The sequence below is a fragment of the bacterium genome (assembly GCA_018830565.1).
Lineage (GTDB): Bacteria > UBA9089 > JAHJRX01 > JAHJRX01 > JAHJRX01 > JAHJRX01.
Genome location: JAHJRX010000003.1, coordinates 18,296 through 34,722 on the forward strand (window position 1 = coordinate 18,296; position 16,427 = coordinate 34,722).

General features: G+C 33.1%; 16 protein-coding genes. All 16 read left to right on the plus strand.

Annotation, left to right across the window (positions count from 1 at the left end; all coding sequences use genetic code 11):
• The first annotated feature begins 9 nt into the window (after positions 1-9).
• The 16 genes from KJ849_00200 (at position 10) to KJ849_00275 (ending at position 16,361) form a co-directional block, all read left to right on the plus strand.
• Positions 10-414: a PTS mannose transporter subunit IIAB gene (locus KJ849_00200; protein ID MBU2598998.1), complete on the plus strand. Its 405-nt coding sequence runs from the start codon at positions 10-12 to the stop codon at positions 412-414.
• On the plus strand, positions 407-901 hold the full coding sequence (locus KJ849_00205) for a PTS sugar transporter subunit IIB (protein MBU2598999.1): 495 nt from the start codon (positions 407-409) through the stop codon (positions 899-901). The genes KJ849_00200 and KJ849_00205 overlap by 8 nt, the downstream gene beginning before the upstream one ends.
• Before the next feature lie 182 nt (positions 902-1,083).
• A complete protein-coding gene (locus KJ849_00210) occupies positions 1,084-1,803 on the plus strand; it encodes a PTS sugar transporter subunit IIC (protein ID MBU2599000.1) in 720 nt (239 codons plus the stop codon).
• Positions 1,804-2,156: 353 nt separating this feature from the next.
• Positions 2,157-3,683 carry a hypothetical protein gene (locus KJ849_00215; protein ID MBU2599001.1) on the plus strand — a complete coding sequence of 509 codons (1,527 nt, stop codon included), beginning with the start codon at positions 2,157-2,159 and terminating at the stop codon, positions 3,681-3,683.
• Positions 3,684-3,831: 148 nt separating this feature from the next.
• Positions 3,832-4,605: a PTS system mannose/fructose/sorbose family transporter subunit IID gene (locus KJ849_00220; GenBank protein MBU2599002.1), complete on the plus strand. Its 774-nt coding sequence runs from the start codon at positions 3,832-3,834 to the stop codon at positions 4,603-4,605.
• A gap of 54 nt (positions 4,606-4,659) precedes the next feature.
• Positions 4,660-4,932 carry an HPr family phosphocarrier protein gene (locus tag KJ849_00225; protein ID MBU2599003.1) on the plus strand — a complete coding sequence of 91 codons (273 nt, stop codon included), beginning with the start codon at positions 4,660-4,662 and terminating at the stop codon, positions 4,930-4,932.
• 3 nt (positions 4,933-4,935) lie between these two features.
• Complete coding sequence (gene ptsP / locus KJ849_00230; GenBank protein MBU2599004.1) at positions 4,936-6,669, plus strand: phosphoenolpyruvate--protein phosphotransferase; 1,734 nt, start codon at positions 4,936-4,938, stop codon at positions 6,667-6,669.
• Positions 6,670-6,864: 195 nt separating this feature from the next.
• Positions 6,865-7,860, plus strand: a complete 996-nt coding sequence (gene galT / locus KJ849_00235) for a galactose-1-phosphate uridylyltransferase (GenBank protein ID MBU2599005.1) — start codon at positions 6,865-6,867, stop codon at positions 7,858-7,860.
• Between the two features lie 41 nt (positions 7,861-7,901).
• Positions 7,902-8,513 carry a dephospho-CoA kinase gene (gene coaE / locus KJ849_00240; GenBank protein MBU2599006.1) on the plus strand — a complete coding sequence of 204 codons (612 nt, stop codon included), beginning with the start codon at positions 7,902-7,904 and terminating at the stop codon, positions 8,511-8,513.
• 182 nt (positions 8,514-8,695) lie between these two features.
• Positions 8,696-9,604, plus strand: coding sequence for a sugar kinase (locus KJ849_00245; GenBank protein ID MBU2599007.1), 909 nt, complete (start codon positions 8,696-8,698; stop codon positions 9,602-9,604).
• 75 nt (positions 9,605-9,679) lie between these two features.
• Positions 9,680-10,993, plus strand: coding sequence for a homoserine dehydrogenase (locus KJ849_00250; GenBank protein ID MBU2599008.1), 1,314 nt, complete (start codon positions 9,680-9,682; stop codon positions 10,991-10,993).
• Positions 10,990-12,054 (plus strand): threonine synthase, encoded by a 1,065-nt coding sequence (locus tag KJ849_00255; protein ID MBU2599009.1) that lies wholly within the window; start codon positions 10,990-10,992, stop codon positions 12,052-12,054. The genes KJ849_00250 and KJ849_00255 overlap by 4 nt, the downstream gene beginning before the upstream one ends.
• 285 nt (positions 12,055-12,339) lie before the next feature.
• Positions 12,340-13,527 carry a cofactor-independent phosphoglycerate mutase gene (locus tag KJ849_00260; protein MBU2599010.1) on the plus strand — a complete coding sequence of 396 codons (1,188 nt, stop codon included), beginning with the start codon at positions 12,340-12,342 and terminating at the stop codon, positions 13,525-13,527.
• Positions 13,528-13,555: 28 nt separating this feature from the next.
• Positions 13,556-14,767: an aspartate kinase gene (locus KJ849_00265; GenBank protein MBU2599011.1), complete on the plus strand. Its 1,212-nt coding sequence runs from the start codon at positions 13,556-13,558 to the stop codon at positions 14,765-14,767.
• A 14-nt stretch (positions 14,768-14,781) separates the two neighbouring features.
• Positions 14,782-15,144, plus strand: coding sequence for a preprotein translocase subunit YajC (gene yajC, locus KJ849_00270; GenBank protein MBU2599012.1), 363 nt, complete (start codon positions 14,782-14,784; stop codon positions 15,142-15,144).
• A 62-nt stretch (positions 15,145-15,206) separates the two neighbouring features.
• Positions 15,207-16,361 (plus strand): tetratricopeptide repeat protein, encoded by a 1,155-nt coding sequence (locus tag KJ849_00275; GenBank protein ID MBU2599013.1) that lies wholly within the window; start codon positions 15,207-15,209, stop codon positions 16,359-16,361.
• The last annotated feature ends 66 nt before the right edge of the window (positions 16,362-16,427 follow it).

A 16,427-nucleotide genomic window follows, 5' to 3' on the forward strand; every position in this document is an offset into this window, starting at 1 on the left:
AGTAAAATTATGATTGGAGTGGTGGTGGTTAGCCACCAAAATTTATCAGAAATTTTAATAGAAACAGCTATTTCTATTATGGGGCATCAAGAAGATATTACTCCAGTAACATTTTTTTCTCATGAAGATTTAGAAGATCTAAAAAAGAAGATTATTTCAGCCATTAAGAAAGTAGATTCTGGAGGAGGAGTGGTGGTCTTTACTGATTTATTAGGGGGAAGTTGTTGTAATGCTTGTGCTGAAATATTAGATAAAGAAAAAATAGTGGTCATTACTGGTTTAAACATAGCGATGTTATTAGATATTATGGTTCATAGAAAATTATCTAATTTTAATGAGGTCGTCAAATTAGTTATGTTAGCTGGAGTAAAAAGTATTAAGAACTTAAAAGAGATAATAACCAAGAATGAGTAAACAACTTTTAATTGCTCGGATTGATGATCGCCTTATTCATGGACAAGTGGTGGTAGGCTGGGGCAGAGTGATTGGTTTTCAGCTCTACATTGTCATTAATGATGAAGTAGCTAAGGATAAAACACAGCAAAATTTAATAAAGATAGCCATTCCCGTGGAAGCTAAAGTCTTAATATTCTCAATAGAAGAAGCTATTGAGAAATTAACTCGGGTAGTAAAAAATAAGAGAGCGATGTTGCTTTTTTCTAATCCTACAGATGTGTTAAAAGTGATAAAAGGTGGATTTAAGATTTGTAGCGTCAACTTAGGTGGCTTAAGAAAATCGGAAAAAAAAAGGGAAATTTTACCTACAGTCTTTCTTGATAATGAAAAAATCGAAGTTTTTAAAGAATTATCTCTTTTGGGAATTGAAATTGAGTATCGACTTTTACCAGGTGACGAAAAGGTAGACTTTATGGAAGTCTTAAAAAATGGAAAATTTATTTAATATTATGTAAGCGTTTAGCCGTCGGGTGCCAGCAGGAAGTTTTGACCATAAAATCAAGACAAAAAAGTCTTTCCTTTACCGCCTTTTTATCTTTTTGTGCCGCAATGCCTTATAAAAGCTAAAAGCTGATCGCTGAATTTATATAGTTATATTTATATAGTTATATATGGAAATAGTTATATATGGAAAATTTATTTAATATTATTTATATAGGAATTATAGGAGGGCTTATTAATTTAGATACCACTGTTTTTGCCCAAACTATGATTTCAAGACCATTAGTTACCGCTCCTCTGGTTGGATACTTTTTAGGATATCTTTTGGGGTGTCCAGGAGAAGGCTTAAACTTAGGTTTAGTCATTGGAGTTTTATTAGAACTTTTGTGGTTAAATACTTTACCCATGGGTGCTTCGTTGCCACCTAATGTTTCTTTGCCTTCCACGGTGGGTGTTTCTTTATGCTTACTGATAAAAAAAACAATGGTGGTAGAAATAAATATTTTAATTATCATCGTGATCATAGAAGCTTTTATCTTAGGTTCAATCTATGGAAGATTGGAGATATTAACTAGAAATATCTTAAATAAAAAGATAGCTCGAGCAGTGATTAGCCATGTGAATGAAGGAAAACTTTGGGCAGTAAGTATACTTAATTGGAAATGCATCTCTTATCACTTCTGGTTAGGATTTAGCCTTTGTTTCTTTTCCATCTTATTTCTCTTTTATCCTACTATCCTTCTTATTAGTTGGTTACCAGCGAAAGTTGTTAAAGGACTTTTATTGGCTAAAACTTTACTTCCTCTTTTGGGAGTAGCCATCGCTATTAATATGTTTTTTACCAAAAGATTGTTATCTTATCTTATTATTGGTTTTATCTTAGCCTTGGTATGTAAGTTTTCGTAATTAATATGTTTTTTACCAAAGGATTGTTATCTTATTATTTTATTGGTTTTATCTTAGCCTTGGTATGTAAGTTTTCGTAAACGTTCAAGCTGCAGTTAATTAAAAAGGGTTCTTTTTGGTTCTTTCTTAACTTGGTATGTAAGTTTTCGTAATCGTTCAGGCTACAGCAAAACAGGGGAAGAAAAACTGCAAAATGGGCCCTGTCCAATAAAAAATGCTTAATGAAAGAATGAAAAATTAGTTTTTACCGCCAAAGCACTAAACTATCTTTTTAATTTTTCATTATCTATTGGATAAGGGACAGTTATTTTTGAAATTAGTTGAACGGTTACAAGTTTTCTTATTAAATTAAGATGAATATATTAGCTATTATCTATCTCTTTGTAATAAGTTTAATATTTTTTCCGTCTTTGGCCTTGACTAATAGCTACGAAGAACAAGGAACTTATTTGGCAGATAAAAATAAAGCTGCCCTTCATTCTGTATATTTTTGTGATGAAAATAATGGTTGGGCTGTAGGTTACCAAGTAAATGTTAAGACTAGCGATGATACAATTAATGATAATGTTGCTTATATTCTTAAGACTACAGATGGAGGGAAAAATTGGCAGGATATTACTCCCAAGAAAATATTAGAAAAGGGCAAATGGGTTTTTTGGATGGGGGAAAGACTTTATAAAGTCTTCTTTATCGATAAAGATAATGGCTGGGTAATAGGCACTCATAGAACTATAGCTAAGACAAGCGATGGAGGAAATAGTTGGAGTGAAATAAATTTTCAGGCAGAGGAAGATAGAACAAACGGACATGAAGTCTGGAGAGATATCTTTATTTATCAAGAAGGGGATGCTTATAAAGGCTTCTTGATAGGAGGAAGGTATAAGAATACTGATTATAATTATCAAGATGTGGATAATGGGTATAAGCATGAAGGTTTTTTATACCGATATGTTGATGATAATAAGAAAGATAATAATAAAATAGACCTAACTGAAGTAAACGTCTTTAAAGAAAAGAGGTATAAGCATCTTACTAGTCTAAGTATTAGTTTAGTTAATGGCCATAAGGATGTCTGGGTTACAGGTTATAATTATGAAGGTAAAAATGATGTTGATAATTTTGGGCTTGTCTATTTCTCTGATGATGGAGGGGTTACCTGGAAAGAGGTAAGTCCTAAGAAAAAAGGGCATTCGGGAAAAGATTATTCATTAGCTTGCTATAATAGTATAGCCTTAAGTAGTTACAATGCTTGGGTAGTAGGCACTGATAATACTATCTTGCTTTCCAGTGATTATGGAAATAGTTGGAAAAACCAAAACTATGAGAAGAAGTTATCCCAAGAAAATCTTAATAAGATATTCTTGGTCACTAATAATCTTGGGTATGCTGCGGGTAATAGAGGTAACTTATACCTTACTTTAAATGGCGGAGAAACTTGGGAAAAAGATAAAGATATTTCTCTTAAATACTGTGATAAAAAATTTCAAGGAATACATTTTCCTACCCTCACTAAGGGATGGATAATTGGAGAAGGAGAGGTAGAAGGGAAAAACATCACTATCTTAAAGTATCTTCAAAGTGAAGAAATTTATTCGAACCAAGAAAAGGTGGTCATTTATCCTAATCCTTTTATCCCTAACGATTATCTTGAGAAGACAGGAAGTTATAATAGTGGGATTACCATAGAAAATTTATTTCCTTATAGTTCTATAAAGATATTTACTACTTCCGGAGAGTTTGTTAAAGAACTTTCCCTCGCTGATGCTTACGGAAGGATCATTTGGAAAGTTGATAGTTCTATTTCCAGTGGCTTATACTTACTTGCTGGAAAAAGTAAGAATAATAAGAAAACCCTTGGGAAAGTAGTCATTATTAAGTAAGATTATTTATAGTAGTTATTAACGAAAACTAGACATAGGAAATAATACCGAGCAATAAAAGATAAACTCGTTGGCACTCAATTAATTTGCTCTATGTCAAATTTTCATTAATAAGTGCTATAAGGTATTTTTATAGACGAAGGCAAGAATGGATAAAAAACTTATCAGTGGTTTTGATTTACTAAAAGTTGCTTTTAGAACTTTGTGTTTCCAGGCAGTGTGGAATTTTGAGCGGATGTTAAACATTGGTTTTGCTTATGCTATTTTTCCTATCGGTAAGAAGTTATATCCAGAAATAGAAAGCCGAAAAAAGTTTATCATGAGGCATTTAGATTTTTTTAATACCCATCCTTATTTAGCTTCGATTTCTTTAGGTATAGTGATCTCAGAAGAAGAAAAAGCAGTCAAAGAAGGTAAGCAAGATTTAAGTAAGGCCATAGATTTAAAGACAAAATTAATGGGTCCTTTTGGAGCATTAGGAGATAGCTTATTTTGGGCAACTTTGAAGCCACTATTTGGTTTAGTGGGAGTAATGTTAGTCTTTTGGGGTTTTAATGAATGGGGTCCAGTGGTATTTTTATTAGCTTATAATTTAATTCATTTACCAGTAAGATATTTAGGAATAAAGAAAGGATACCAATGGGGTGAAAAAGCTATTGATCGGATTTGTAGTTTTCCTGTTCAAAAGATTATCTTCATAGCTCAAAAAGTAGCGATGTTCTTAATTGGCTTTGGAATGATTTTTTTAATTAATTTTCATGAGGTCTTTATTCTACCTGAAAATATGAAATTTATCTCTAAAATTATCTTTTTAGTCTTTAGTATCTCTATGGCTATTGCTATTAGATACCTGAAAAGAGTTTCTTTGCTCTTTACTTTATTTATTGGTTTTAGTATACTAATTGCTCATTTTATTGTCTAGGAATTTGAAAAAATTTAGTGGTATCTGACAATAGCTTAAAGGATTTATTATCTTATAATGAAGAAAAAATTAATGATTAAGAATAAATTAGGCTTACATGCCAGAGCAGCAGCTTTGTTTGTCCAAACAGCCAATAAGCATGAATCAGAAATATTAGTTAAAGCCGTAGGAGGCAATAGAAGAGTAAATGGTAAAAGCATTATGGGTGTAATGATGATTGCGGCAGCTTATAACCAAGAGATCTTAATAGAGGCTAAAGGAAAAGATGAGAGAGAAGCTTTAGAAGAGCTAACTGTTTTAATAGAAAGTAAGTTTAACGAGGAGTGACAAATGCTATACCCTGGGATTGCTGCCTCTTCCGGAATTGCCATAGGAAAAGCTTTTTTGTATGAGGTTGAAAAGATTAAGATTGACCATTATCAAGTTTCTGAATCTCAGGTAGAAGAAGAGGTTGAAAGATTTAAAGAAGCAGTGCAAAGAACTAAGAATGAAATATTAGAGGTAAAGAGGAAAATAAGTAATGAGATAAGTAAAGAATATGTCGATATTTTTAAAGTTTATCTTTTAGTCCTAGAAGATCCTTTCTTGATTATCGAAGTAATTCAGAAGGTAAAGAAAGAAAAAGTTAATATAGAATATGCCTTATGGGAAGTCCTAGAAGATTTAACTTCTAGTTTTAATGCCTTAGATGATGATTATTTAAGAGAGCGGGTTTCTGATATCTATGGCATTGGAAGAAAGATATTGCGTAACTTAGAAAATACAAAGAAGGTTTCTTTAAGTGATATTCAAGAGGAAGTAATTGTAGTCACTCACACTTTATCTCCTTCCGATACCGTCCAAATACAAAAGAGTAAAATAATTAGTTTTGTAACTGAAGTTGGAGGGAAGACTTCTCATACCGCCATTATGGCCCGAGCTTTAAAAATTCCAGCGGTATTAGGGATAAAGGATATTACTACCTGGGTTCAAAACGGGGATTTATTAATTGTTGATGGTCTTCATGGAATTGTTATTGTCAATCCCAATGAAGAGACTTTAAAAGAGTACCAAGAACAAAAGAAGAAGTTAAGTGAATTTATTGAGGGGTTAACCTCCTTAAGAGATTTACCTGCTCAAACATTAGATGGCTATAGAGTAGAAATTACGGCTAATATTGAAATTTCAGAAGAAGTAGAATTTGTGAAAAATTACGGAGCGGAAGGTATTGGTATTTATAGGACAGAGTTCATGTTCTTAGATCGAAGTGAGTTTCCTTCTGAAGAAGAGCAGTTTGAAGAATATAAAAAAATAGTTTCCAAAATGAATCCTTTTACGACAATTATTCGGACTATTGATCTAGGTGGAGATAAATTAGCTACCCATTTTAATTTTTCTGAAGAAGTAAATCCTTCCTTAGGCTTAAGAGCAATAAGGTTTTGTTTAAAATTCCCCGATATTTTTAAAAAACAACTTAGGGCTATCTTTAAAGCAAGTAATTATGGCCAAGTAAAGATTATGTTTCCTATGATTACCTCTTTAGATGAAATTCATCAACTAAAAAAGGCTTTAGAAGAAGTAAAGATAGAATTAAAAAAAGAAAGAGTACCTTTTGATGAGCAGATGGAGATAGGAATAATGATCGAGACTCCTTCTGCCGCTCTATGTGCAGATATTTTAGCCAAGGAAGTAAATTTTTTCAGTATCGGAACTAATGATTTAATTCAATATACTTTGGCGGTGGATCGAGGGAATGAAAGAGTAGCTTATTTATACACGTCTTCTCATCCTGCTATTTTACGATTAATCAAATTTGTTATTGAAGCTGCCCATAAGGAAGGAATTTGGGTAGGGATGTGTGGAGAAATGGCTGGCGATCCTTTGTATGCCCTTCTTCTTTTAGGTATGGGTTTAGATAAGTTTAGCATGAGTGTTTCCTGTGTCGCTGAGATTAAAGAGATCATTAGAAAGACTACCTTAAAAGAAGCTAAAGAATTAGTTTCAAAAATAACAAATTTACTAACTGCTGAGGAAGCAGATGAAGTGCTTAAAGAAAAAAGTCAAGAAAAGCTTAACTTAAGATAAATATTTAAGTTTAGATGTTTGTCTTATATATGTTATATTATAGTAGTTATTAACGAAAACCGGACATAGGAAATAATACCGAGTAATAAAAGATAAACTTGTTTGTCCTCAAATTAATTTGCTCTATGTCAAATTTTCATTAATAAGTGCTCTATATTATATTATTTATATTTAATTTAAGTGAAAGGAGAGTTTATGCCTGAATTAAGAAGGGATCCTATTGTAGGACGTTGGGTTATTATTGCTACAGAAAGAGGGAAAAGGCCTTCAGATTTTAAAGTTGATAATTTAGACACAGATGCTAAAAATTGTCCTTTTTGTCCAGGAAATGAAGAATTTACGCCGTCAGAAATAATAGCTTATCGAGAAAAAAGTACTCTTCCTGATAAACGGGGGTGGTGGACAAGGGTGGTACCTAATAAATTCCCTGCTCTTCGCATTGAAGGAGAATTAGATCGACAAGCGGTGGGAATTTATGATAGGATGAATGGTATTGGTGCCCATGAGGTGATTATTGATTCTCCTGATCATTTTAAAACTCCATCAGATTTAGATAATCATTATGTAGAAAAGATTATCTGGGCTTATCGGGATCGGATTATTGACTTAAAGAAAGATTCTCGCTTTAAGTACGTCTTAATTTTTAAAAATTATGGCCAAGTAGCCGGAGCAAGCATGTCTCATCCCCATTCTCAATTAATAGCTACGCCTATTGTTCCTAAAAGAGTCAAAGAAGAATTAAAGGGGTCTTTGCAATATTATCGATATAAAGAAAGATGTATCTTTTGCGATATTATTCGTCAGGAGATCAAGACAAAAGAGAGAGTGGTCTTAGAAAGTGAACATTTTTTATCTTTTACTCCTTATGCTTCTCGATTTCCTTTTGAAGTTTGGATTATTCCTAAGAAACATAAAGCTGACTTTAGTTCAATTGCTTCTGCGGAAGTAGTAGACTTAGCTAAGATCTTAAAGACTACTTTAGCTAAGATTAAGAATGCTCTTTCTAATCCTGCTTATAATTATATTCTCCACAATATACCTGCTACTTTACGAGAAGATTTAGAAGATTATCATTGGCATATAGAGATTATTCCTAAGTTAGTAAATGTAGCTGGTTTTGAGTGGGGTTCTGGTTTTTATATAAATCCAACCTCGCCTGAAGAAGCCGCTATGTACTTAAGAGAATCATAGAAAAAATAGATAAAAAGAACTAAGCAAGAACGGACATAATAGTGGTAATAGTAGGATTAACTGGGGGTATTGCTTGTGGAAAGACTACGGTAGCTACTATATTTAGAGAGTTAAATTTAAAAGTAATAGATGTCGATAAAATAGCTAAAGAAGTAGTTCTTCCTTATACTGAAACTTGGAAGAAGATTGTAGAGACCTTCAAGGAAGATATCTTAAGTCAAGATTTATCAATAAATAGAAGTAAATTAGCTGAGATAATCTTTACTTCTTCTGAAAAAAGAAGACTATTAGACAGCATTACTCATCCGGTGATCTTAGCTCGGATTAAAGAAGAATTAGTTAAATTTAAAGAAGAGGAAATAGTAATCATTGATATTCCCTTGCTTTTTGAAGCAGGCATGGAAGGATTAATTAATAAGATTATTGTTGTCTCTGCAGAAAGAAGACTTCAAATAGAAAGATTAGTCGAGAAGAATAAGTTAAGTCTTAAACAAGCCCAAGATAGAATAAATGCCCAAATATCTCTTTTAGAAAAAGCTAAAAAGGCTGATTTTATTATCTATAATAATCAAGGAAAAGAAGAATTAAAGGATGAAGTTAAAAAAGTCTTTAAAGAATTAAAGATTGGACTGAAAAAGAATGAAACCACATAGATATTTCAAAAATATTCAAGGTGGCTAAATTCTTATCTAAGAAGTAGATAGTAGTTATTAACGAAAACTAGACATAGGAAATAATACCAAGCAATAAAAGATAAACTTGTTTGGAATTAAATTAATTAGCTCTATGTCAGATTTTCATTAATAATTAATACAGGAATTTGAAGGTGTAAAAAATGAGTTTATTAGTAGTTGGTTCTGTTGCTTTAGATTCAGTTAAGACATCTTTTGGAGAAGTTTCTGAAGTATTGGGAGGAGCAGCGGTATATTCTTCAGTAGCTGCGAGTATCTTTACCCAAGTTAATTTAGTTGGTGTGGTAGGAGATGATTTTCCTAAAGAATATATCGAGTATTTACAAGGCAGAGGTATTGATACTAAAGGGTTAAAAGTAACCAAAGGAAAGACTTTTCGCTGGAAAGGTTTATATGAAGAGAATTTAAATGAAGCTATTACTTTAGAAACTCAACTCAATGTTTTTGCTTCTTTTGACCCAGAGTTACCCCAGGGTTATAAAGATATAAAATATGTATTTTTAGCTAACATTGATCCTACTTTACAATTAAAAGTATTAAGACAAATAAAAAAGCCTAAGTTAGTAGCTTTAGATACTATGAATTACTGGATTAATCATAAAAAAGACGCTTTGTTAGAAATAATTAAGGAAATAGATGTAATGGTCGTTAATGAAGCAGAGGTAAAGCAACTCTCCAAAGAAGATAATATTAATAAAGCTATGGAAAGGATCATGGCTTATGGGTTAAAATGTTTGGTAGTTAAAAAAGGAGAGTATGGGGTAGTAGCTTTACATCAAGAAGGATTTTTTTTCTTACCGGCTTTTCCTTTAAAAGAAGTAAAAGATCCTACCGGAGCTGGCGATACTTTTGCCGGTGGTTTTATGGGATATCTATCTAGTCAAGATGAAATTTCTTTTCATTGCCTAAAAGAAGCCATTGCTTATGGGACAGCTTTAGCTTCTTTTAATGTAGAAGATTTTAGTTTAGAAAGATTAAGATTAGTGAAGAGGGAAGAAGTTTTAGAAAGAGTTAAAAGCTTAAAAAATATGGTGAAGTTTAAGGATAATTAAAGATGAAACCCCTCACCCGTCTCTCTCCTCACAGGGGAAAGGGAAGGGCGAGGAGGACCTCCAGAGGAGATTGAAATGTCTACCCAACTTAATAAAATAAACATTGGCTTGATAGGATTAGGCACCATAGGCACAGGAGTAGTTAAGATTATCCAGCAGAATCAAGCTCTTTTTAGAGAAAGATTGGGACTAGATTTGTGTCTAAAGAAAATAGTAGATCTTGATTTAGAGAAAGAAAGGGGAGTCGATCTATCGAGTATAAGCCTATCTAACAATATTTCAGAAATTTTAAATGATCAAGAGATTAAGATAGTAGTAGAACTTATAGGAGGATATGAACCGGCCCGATCTTATATCCTTACTTCTCTCCGAGCTGGAAAGCATCTAGTTACGGCTAATAAAGCCCTTTTAGCTAAATGCTGGGAAGAAATTACCGAGACGGCTAAAGAATTTAAGGTAGGAGTATATTTTGAAGCTAGTGTTGGTGGAGGAATTCCCTTAATCCTCTCTCTGACTAAAGGTCTTGTTGGCAATCAAATTTCTTTGATTAGTGGTATCTTAAATGGTACTTGTAACTATATCTTAAGCCAGATGACTTATGAAAAAAAAAGCTTTCCAGAAGCTTTAGCTACTGCTCAAAAAAAAGGATATGCCGAAGCAAATCCTTTTTTAGATATCAATGGAACGGATACTGCTCATAAATTAACGATTATCTCTTCTCTTTCCTTTGGACAAAATATTACTTTGGATGATATTTATGTAGAAGGCATTACTCAAATTACTTTAGAAGATTGTCTATATGCTCAAGAAGAGTTTGGGTGCCTGATTAAGTTATTAGCTATTGGCAAGATTGCCAATAATAAGATTGAGCTAAGAGTTCACCCTACTTTAATCTCAAAAGAACATTTACTTTCCCAGGTAAATGGAGTCTATAATGCGGTATATATTGCCGGAGATAATGTGGGTGATTTGCTCTTTTATGGAAAAGGAGCAGGGCAGCTTCCTACTGCTTCTGCCGTAGTAAGTGATATTGTAGCTTTAGCCAGTCAAATTAATCATCAAGGAATAAACTTCAAAGAATTTTTACCACCGAGAGAAAAAAAAAGAGAGATCTTACCAGTAGATGACTTATTCTTAAAGTATTATATTCGTTTTACCACTGTGGACAGACCAGGAGTGTTAGCTAAGATTGCTGGAATATTAGGTAATAATAATATTAGCGTTGCTTCGGTAGTCCAAAAAGAGTCTTTGGAAAAAGATCTAGTCCATGTGGTGATGCTTACCCATCAAGCCTTAGAAAGAGATGTAAGAAAGGCAATAACAGAGATTAACTTACTTGAGATAATTAAAGAAAGGTCGGTCTTAATTAGGGTAGGAGAGATGGAATGAATTTAGAAAATTATGGAGTTATCAATAGATATCGTGAGTTTTTACCAGTAAGTGAGAATACTCCTATTGTTACTTTAAATGAAGGAAATACTCCTTTAATTTTTGCTTCTAATTTAAGCCAGTATCTTGGTAGCGAGATAAAGTTATATCTTAAGTACGAAGGTTTAAACCCTACAGGTTCATTTAAAGATCGTGGCATGACCGTGGCTGTTTCTAAAGCCAAAGAAGAAGGTGCTCAGATCATTATCTGTGCCTCTACTGGCAATACTTCCGCTTCTGCGGCTGCTTATGCCGCCAAAGGAAGGCTAAGATGCGTGGTTTTAATTCCAGAAGGAGCCATTGCCTTAGGTAAGTTAGCTCAAGCTTTAATCTATGGAGCCCAAGTTTTAGCCGTAAAAGGGAATTTTGATGAAGCTTTAAGTTTGGTCTTGGAGATTACTAAAAGATATCCTATTACTTTAGTTAATTCCTTAAATCCCTATAGATTGCAAGGACAAAAGACCGCTGCTTTTGAAATATGTGATCTTTTAAAGAAAGCACCTGACTATCATGTTATTCCAGTAGGAAATGCTGGTAATATAACTGCTTACTGGATGGGATATAAAGAATATAAAGAAAAAGGAAGAATTAACAATCTCCCTAAAATGGTAGGATTTCAAGCAGCCGGGGCAGCTCCTATTGTAGAAAAAAGAGTCATAAAAGACCCCAAAACTATTGCTACGGCCATTAAGATAGGAAATCCAGCTAGTTGGAAAAAAGCAGAAGAAGCAAGAGATGAATCAAAAGGTATCATTGATAAGGTTACCGATGAAGAGATCTTATTAGCTTACAAATTATTAGCTAACTTAGAAGGTATCTTCGTAGAACCTGCCTCAGCTGCTTCGATAGCTGGCATAATAAAAAAGAAGCAAGAAAACTACTTTCCAAAAGAAGCTACTATTGTCGCAGTGCTTACTGGGCATGGCTTAAAAGATCCCGACTGTGCCATAACGGAAAGTAAAAAGATTACCTTGGTGGGAGCTAATATAGAAGAGATCCGAAATGCCATAGGATTAAAGTGAGTCTTTAGCTCTTGAACAGTGCAAGGAAGAAATTGGGTGCGATATCGATATATTGAGATCCGAAATGCCATAGGATTAAAGTGAGTCTTTAGCTCTTGAACAGTGCAAGGAAGAAATTGGGTGCGATATCGATATATTGAGATCCGAAATGCCATAGGATTAAAGTAAGTCTTTAGTTCTTGAACAGTGCAAGGAAGAAATTGGGTGCGATATCGATATAGAAGAGATCCGAAATGCCATAGGATTAAAGTAAGTCTTTAGTTCTTGAACAGTGCAAGGAAGATTATGAAGTATATAATTATTGTCGGCGATGGGATGGCTGATTATCCATTAGAAGAGTTAGGAAATAAAACTCCTCTTCAAGTAGCTCGGACGCCAAATTTTGATAAATTAGCTAAGGGAGGTATGGTAGGTTTAGCTAAGACTATTCCCGATGGCTTATCACCAGGAAGTGATGTAGCTAATCTTTCTATTTTAGGTTATAATCCCAACACCTATTATCCTGGAAGAGCTTCGTTAGAAGCAATAAGCCAAGGAATTATCTTAGAAAAAGAAGAAATAGCCTTTAGGTGTAATTTAGTAACGGTTGAAGATGGAATTATGATAGATTATAGTGGGGGACACATTACTACTTTAGAGGCAGAAAAATTTATAGCTTTACTAAATCAAAGAATGGGTAAGGATAATTTAATATTTTATCCCGGAGTGAGTTACCGTAATCTAATAATCACCTCTCTTCTGCCAGTAGAAAGTTTACCAAGTTTAATTTGCTTTCCACCCCATGATATTACGGGAAAGAATATTTTAGAATATCTACCTAATCATGAGCTAATTAAAGAGATAATGTTTACTTCGCAAAATATATTAAAAGAAAACAAGCTAAACTTAGAGAGAAAGCAAAGCAATAAAAGAGAAGTAAGCATGGTTTGGCTTTGGGGTCCAGGTTCTTTACCTTCTATGCCCAAGTTTAGTGACCTATTTTCTTTAAAAGGGGCTAATATTGCGGCGGTAGATTTAATAAAAGGGATAAGCAAGAGCATAGGTTTTGAAGTTATAAAAGTAACAGGAGCTACTGGTTACTACGATACTGATTATCAAGCTAAAGCTAATTATGCTCTCCAGGCTTTGGAAGAGTTTGACTTGGTTTATATCCACATCGAAGCACCGGACGAAGCTTCTCATAATGGAGAGATAAGTGAGAAAATCAAAGCGATTGAAGAAATAGATCAGAAAGTATTAGGAACAATCTTAGAAAAAGTAGAAAGATATCAAGATTACAAAATTTTACTCATTACTGACCATTATACACCTGTTTCTTTAAAAACTCATACTAAAGAAATAGTTCCTTTTATTGTTTATGGAACTTCTATCGAAAAAGATGACATTGTTCTTTTTGATGAAGAAAGTGCCAAGGATAGCTCTCTTTATTTTGAAGAAGGATACAAATTAATGGAGTGGTTTATAAACAAGTAGATTATTGAGAGATTATTAAGGAGTTATTGTGGAGATATTAGTTCAAAAATATGGAGGAACGAGTGTAGGGAGTATTGAAAGAATTAAAAAAGTAGCGGAAAGAGTGATAGAAGCCAAGAATGAAGGAAATAATGTGGTAGTGATTGTTTCAGCGATGAGTGGTGAAACAGATAAGTTAATAGGTATGGCTAAAGAAATTACCAAAGATCCAAATTATCGAGAATTAGATATGTTAATCTCTACCGGAGAACAAATTTCAGGAGCTCTTTTAGCTATAGCTTTAAATGCTAAAGGATATGAGGCTATTTCTCTTACGGCTTCGCAAGTTAAGTTATATACTGATATTTCTCATACTAAAGCTAAGATTACTAAGATTGTTCCAGAGAGATTATTAAAGGAATTAGAAAGAGGTAAAATTGTTATTGTTGCTGGTTTTCAAGGAATTACAGAAGAATCTGAAATTACTACTTTAGGAAGAGGAGGTTCAGACACCACTGCGGTAGCTATTGCTGTTTCATTAGGAGCTAGAATATGTGAAATATATACAGATGTAGATGGCGTTTATATGGCTGATCCTCGGATTGTAGTAGAAGCTAAGAAATTAGAAAGAATCTCTTATGAAGAGATGTTAGAGCTAGCTAGCTCTGGTGCTAAAGTATTACAATCTCGGAGCGTAGAGTTTGCTAAAAAATACGGGGTAATTATTCATGTAAGGTCAAGTTTTGACAAGAGTAAAGGTACTTTGATTATGGAAGGAGGAAAAAAGATGGAAGAAATATTAGTCAGCGGCGTAACTTATGATAAAAACCAAGTTAAGATTACAATCTTTGAAATCTTAGATCAACCAGGAATTGCAGCTAAAGTATTTTCAAAATTAGCTGAGAAAAATATCAATGTTGATATGATTATCCAAAGCGCTGGCAAAGATATGAAAAATAATATCTCTTTCACGGTGACAAGGGAAGATTTAAATTTAACTATTGAGACTATGAAAGAGATAACTAAGGAAGTAAAAGCTCAAGGTTTTGAATATGATGATCAGGTAGCTAAGGTTTCTCTTGTAGGAATTGGAATGAGAAGCCATAGTGGCATAGCTTCTTCTATGTTTCAAGCCTTAGCTTTAGAAGGAATAAATATTGAGATGATTAGCACTTCAGAGATTAAGGTATCTTGCGTGATCAAAGAGTCTCAAACTGAAAGAGCAGTAAAAGCTATTTATAAAGCCTTTAACTTGGCGTAAATTTTGGAGGTAAAATGTTATTATTAGTATTAAACAATTTAGTTTGGGCAAATAGTGGCCAAAATGCTTCACCAGGGGGAAGTTTTATGGTCACCATGTTGCCATTTCTGGTTATTGTGCTTATCTTTTATTTTTTGTTAATTCGTCCCCAACAAAAGAAAGAAAGAGAACATCAAGAGACACTAAAATCACTAAAAAAAGGGGATAATGTCTTGACTACTGGAGGAATATATGGAGAAATTATGGAAGTTTTTGAGGATTCTTTGATCGTTAAAGTAGCTCCGGCTGAGATAAAGATAAAGATAGCGAGAAATGCTATTGCTGGGTTAATTAAGGATAAACAAAAAGAAGAGAAGAAGAAAGGCTCTAAAAACTAAAGATAAATAGGTATTTGTCCGATACTTAAATAAGATTTTAACTTTGAACAAGGTGACTCTTTATGGGTAATTTTATGGGTAAGATGTATGTTTATTTAATAGTAATAGTATTCTTGGTTTCTGTATCTCCAAATCCGCTCTTAGCAGGGGAAGATGGAGAAGCTTATTTTACTAAAGGCATAGAATTTTATTTTAAAAACAATATCCAAGAAGCTATTTTAAATTTTAAAGAAGCTTTAAAGTTAGAGGCTAATAAAGCTGCCTACCATCTTTATTTAGGAAGATCTTATTATAAAATAAACCAGACCGAAGAAGCTATTAAAGAACTTAAAGAAGCTCTAAAAGTAGACCAAAAGATGAAAGAAGTTCATAGTTTGTTAGGCGAGATATATTTTGAAAAAGGTCTTTGGAGTAAAGTTATTGAAGAATATGAGAAGTTTTTAGCTAAAGATGGCAAGGGTTTTGAAGTGTATTTTAAATTAGGACAAGCTTATCTAAAGATAAAAGATATAGAAAAGTCTTTGGAATACTTAAAGAATGCCTCTAATATAAATGACAAAGATGCTTCTGTTTATTTTTATATAGGGAAAGGTTACTTTGAAAAAAAAGATTGGACTTCGAGTATTAGTTTTTTAAGTATGGCCATTAAGTTAGAAGGTAATAATCCTTTATTTTATTTTTGGCGAGGAAATGCATACTTTGCTAGTGGAGATTACAAAAGCCCAGAAGATAATTATTGGCAATCAGTAAATGATTATCGAAAAGCTATTGATTTTGGAATGAATGAAGCCTTGATGTACTTTATGTATGGAAATACTTTGTTAAATCGAGCTTTTTATTATATTGATACTAATAGATCTTCCGAAAGTTTAGATTTTTTAGAAGCCGCAGTAATTGGATATCTGAAAGCACTTTCTTTAGATTCCACTGCTTCTAATGGACTTAATAACTTAGGATTAGCTTATTACTACTTAGATAGATTAGAAGATGCGGTAGAAAGCTATAAGAAAGCGGTGGAGCTTGAACCAATGATTACTTTCTTTCATGATAATTTAGGGGATGCTTATTATAAAATGGGAAAATTTAAGCAAGCTATTGGAGAATGGAAGTTAGTTTTAGAGCTTGAACCTGAATATAAAAATGGGAAATATGGTTACCTTCCTTCATCGGCTTTAGATGTCAAAGAAAAGATAAAGAAAGCTCATCGAAGAAAGTAAACTCCTTCCTTTGTCAACAATACTACCAAATTATTTAACATTCTTGAGGTTTTCTTTGAAGGGTCA

Bases quoted from the DNA above. Each gene is read 5' to 3' on its own strand.
- KJ849_00200 (MBU2598998.1), top strand. From the start codon at position 10: ATGATTGGAGTGGTGGTGGTTAGCCACCAAAATTTATCAGAAATTTTA.
- KJ849_00205 (MBU2598999.1), top strand. From the start codon at position 407: ATGAGTAAACAACTTTTAATTGCTCGGATTGATGATCGCCTTATTCAT.
- KJ849_00210 (MBU2599000.1), top strand. From the start codon at position 1,084: ATGGAAAATTTATTTAATATTATTTATATAGGAATTATAGGAGGGCTT.
- KJ849_00215 (MBU2599001.1), top strand. From the start codon at position 2,157: ATGAATATATTAGCTATTATCTATCTCTTTGTAATAAGTTTAATATTT.
- KJ849_00220 (MBU2599002.1), top strand. From the start codon at position 3,832: ATGGATAAAAAACTTATCAGTGGTTTTGATTTACTAAAAGTTGCTTTT.
- ptsP (MBU2599004.1), top strand. From the start codon at position 4,936: ATGCTATACCCTGGGATTGCTGCCTCTTCCGGAATTGCCATAGGAAAA.
- galT (MBU2599005.1), top strand. From the start codon at position 6,865: ATGCCTGAATTAAGAAGGGATCCTATTGTAGGACGTTGGGTTATTATT.
- KJ849_00245 (MBU2599007.1), top strand. From the start codon at position 8,696: ATGAGTTTATTAGTAGTTGGTTCTGTTGCTTTAGATTCAGTTAAGACA.
- KJ849_00250 (MBU2599008.1), top strand. From the start codon at position 9,680: ATGTCTACCCAACTTAATAAAATAAACATTGGCTTGATAGGATTAGGC.
- KJ849_00255 (MBU2599009.1), top strand. From the start codon at position 10,990: ATGAATTTAGAAAATTATGGAGTTATCAATAGATATCGTGAGTTTTTA.
- KJ849_00260 (MBU2599010.1), top strand. From the start codon at position 12,340: ATGAAGTATATAATTATTGTCGGCGATGGGATGGCTGATTATCCATTA.
- yajC (MBU2599012.1), top strand. From the start codon at position 14,782: ATGTTATTATTAGTATTAAACAATTTAGTTTGGGCAAATAGTGGCCAA.
- KJ849_00275 (MBU2599013.1), top strand. From the start codon at position 15,207: ATGGGTAATTTTATGGGTAAGATGTATGTTTATTTAATAGTAATAGTA.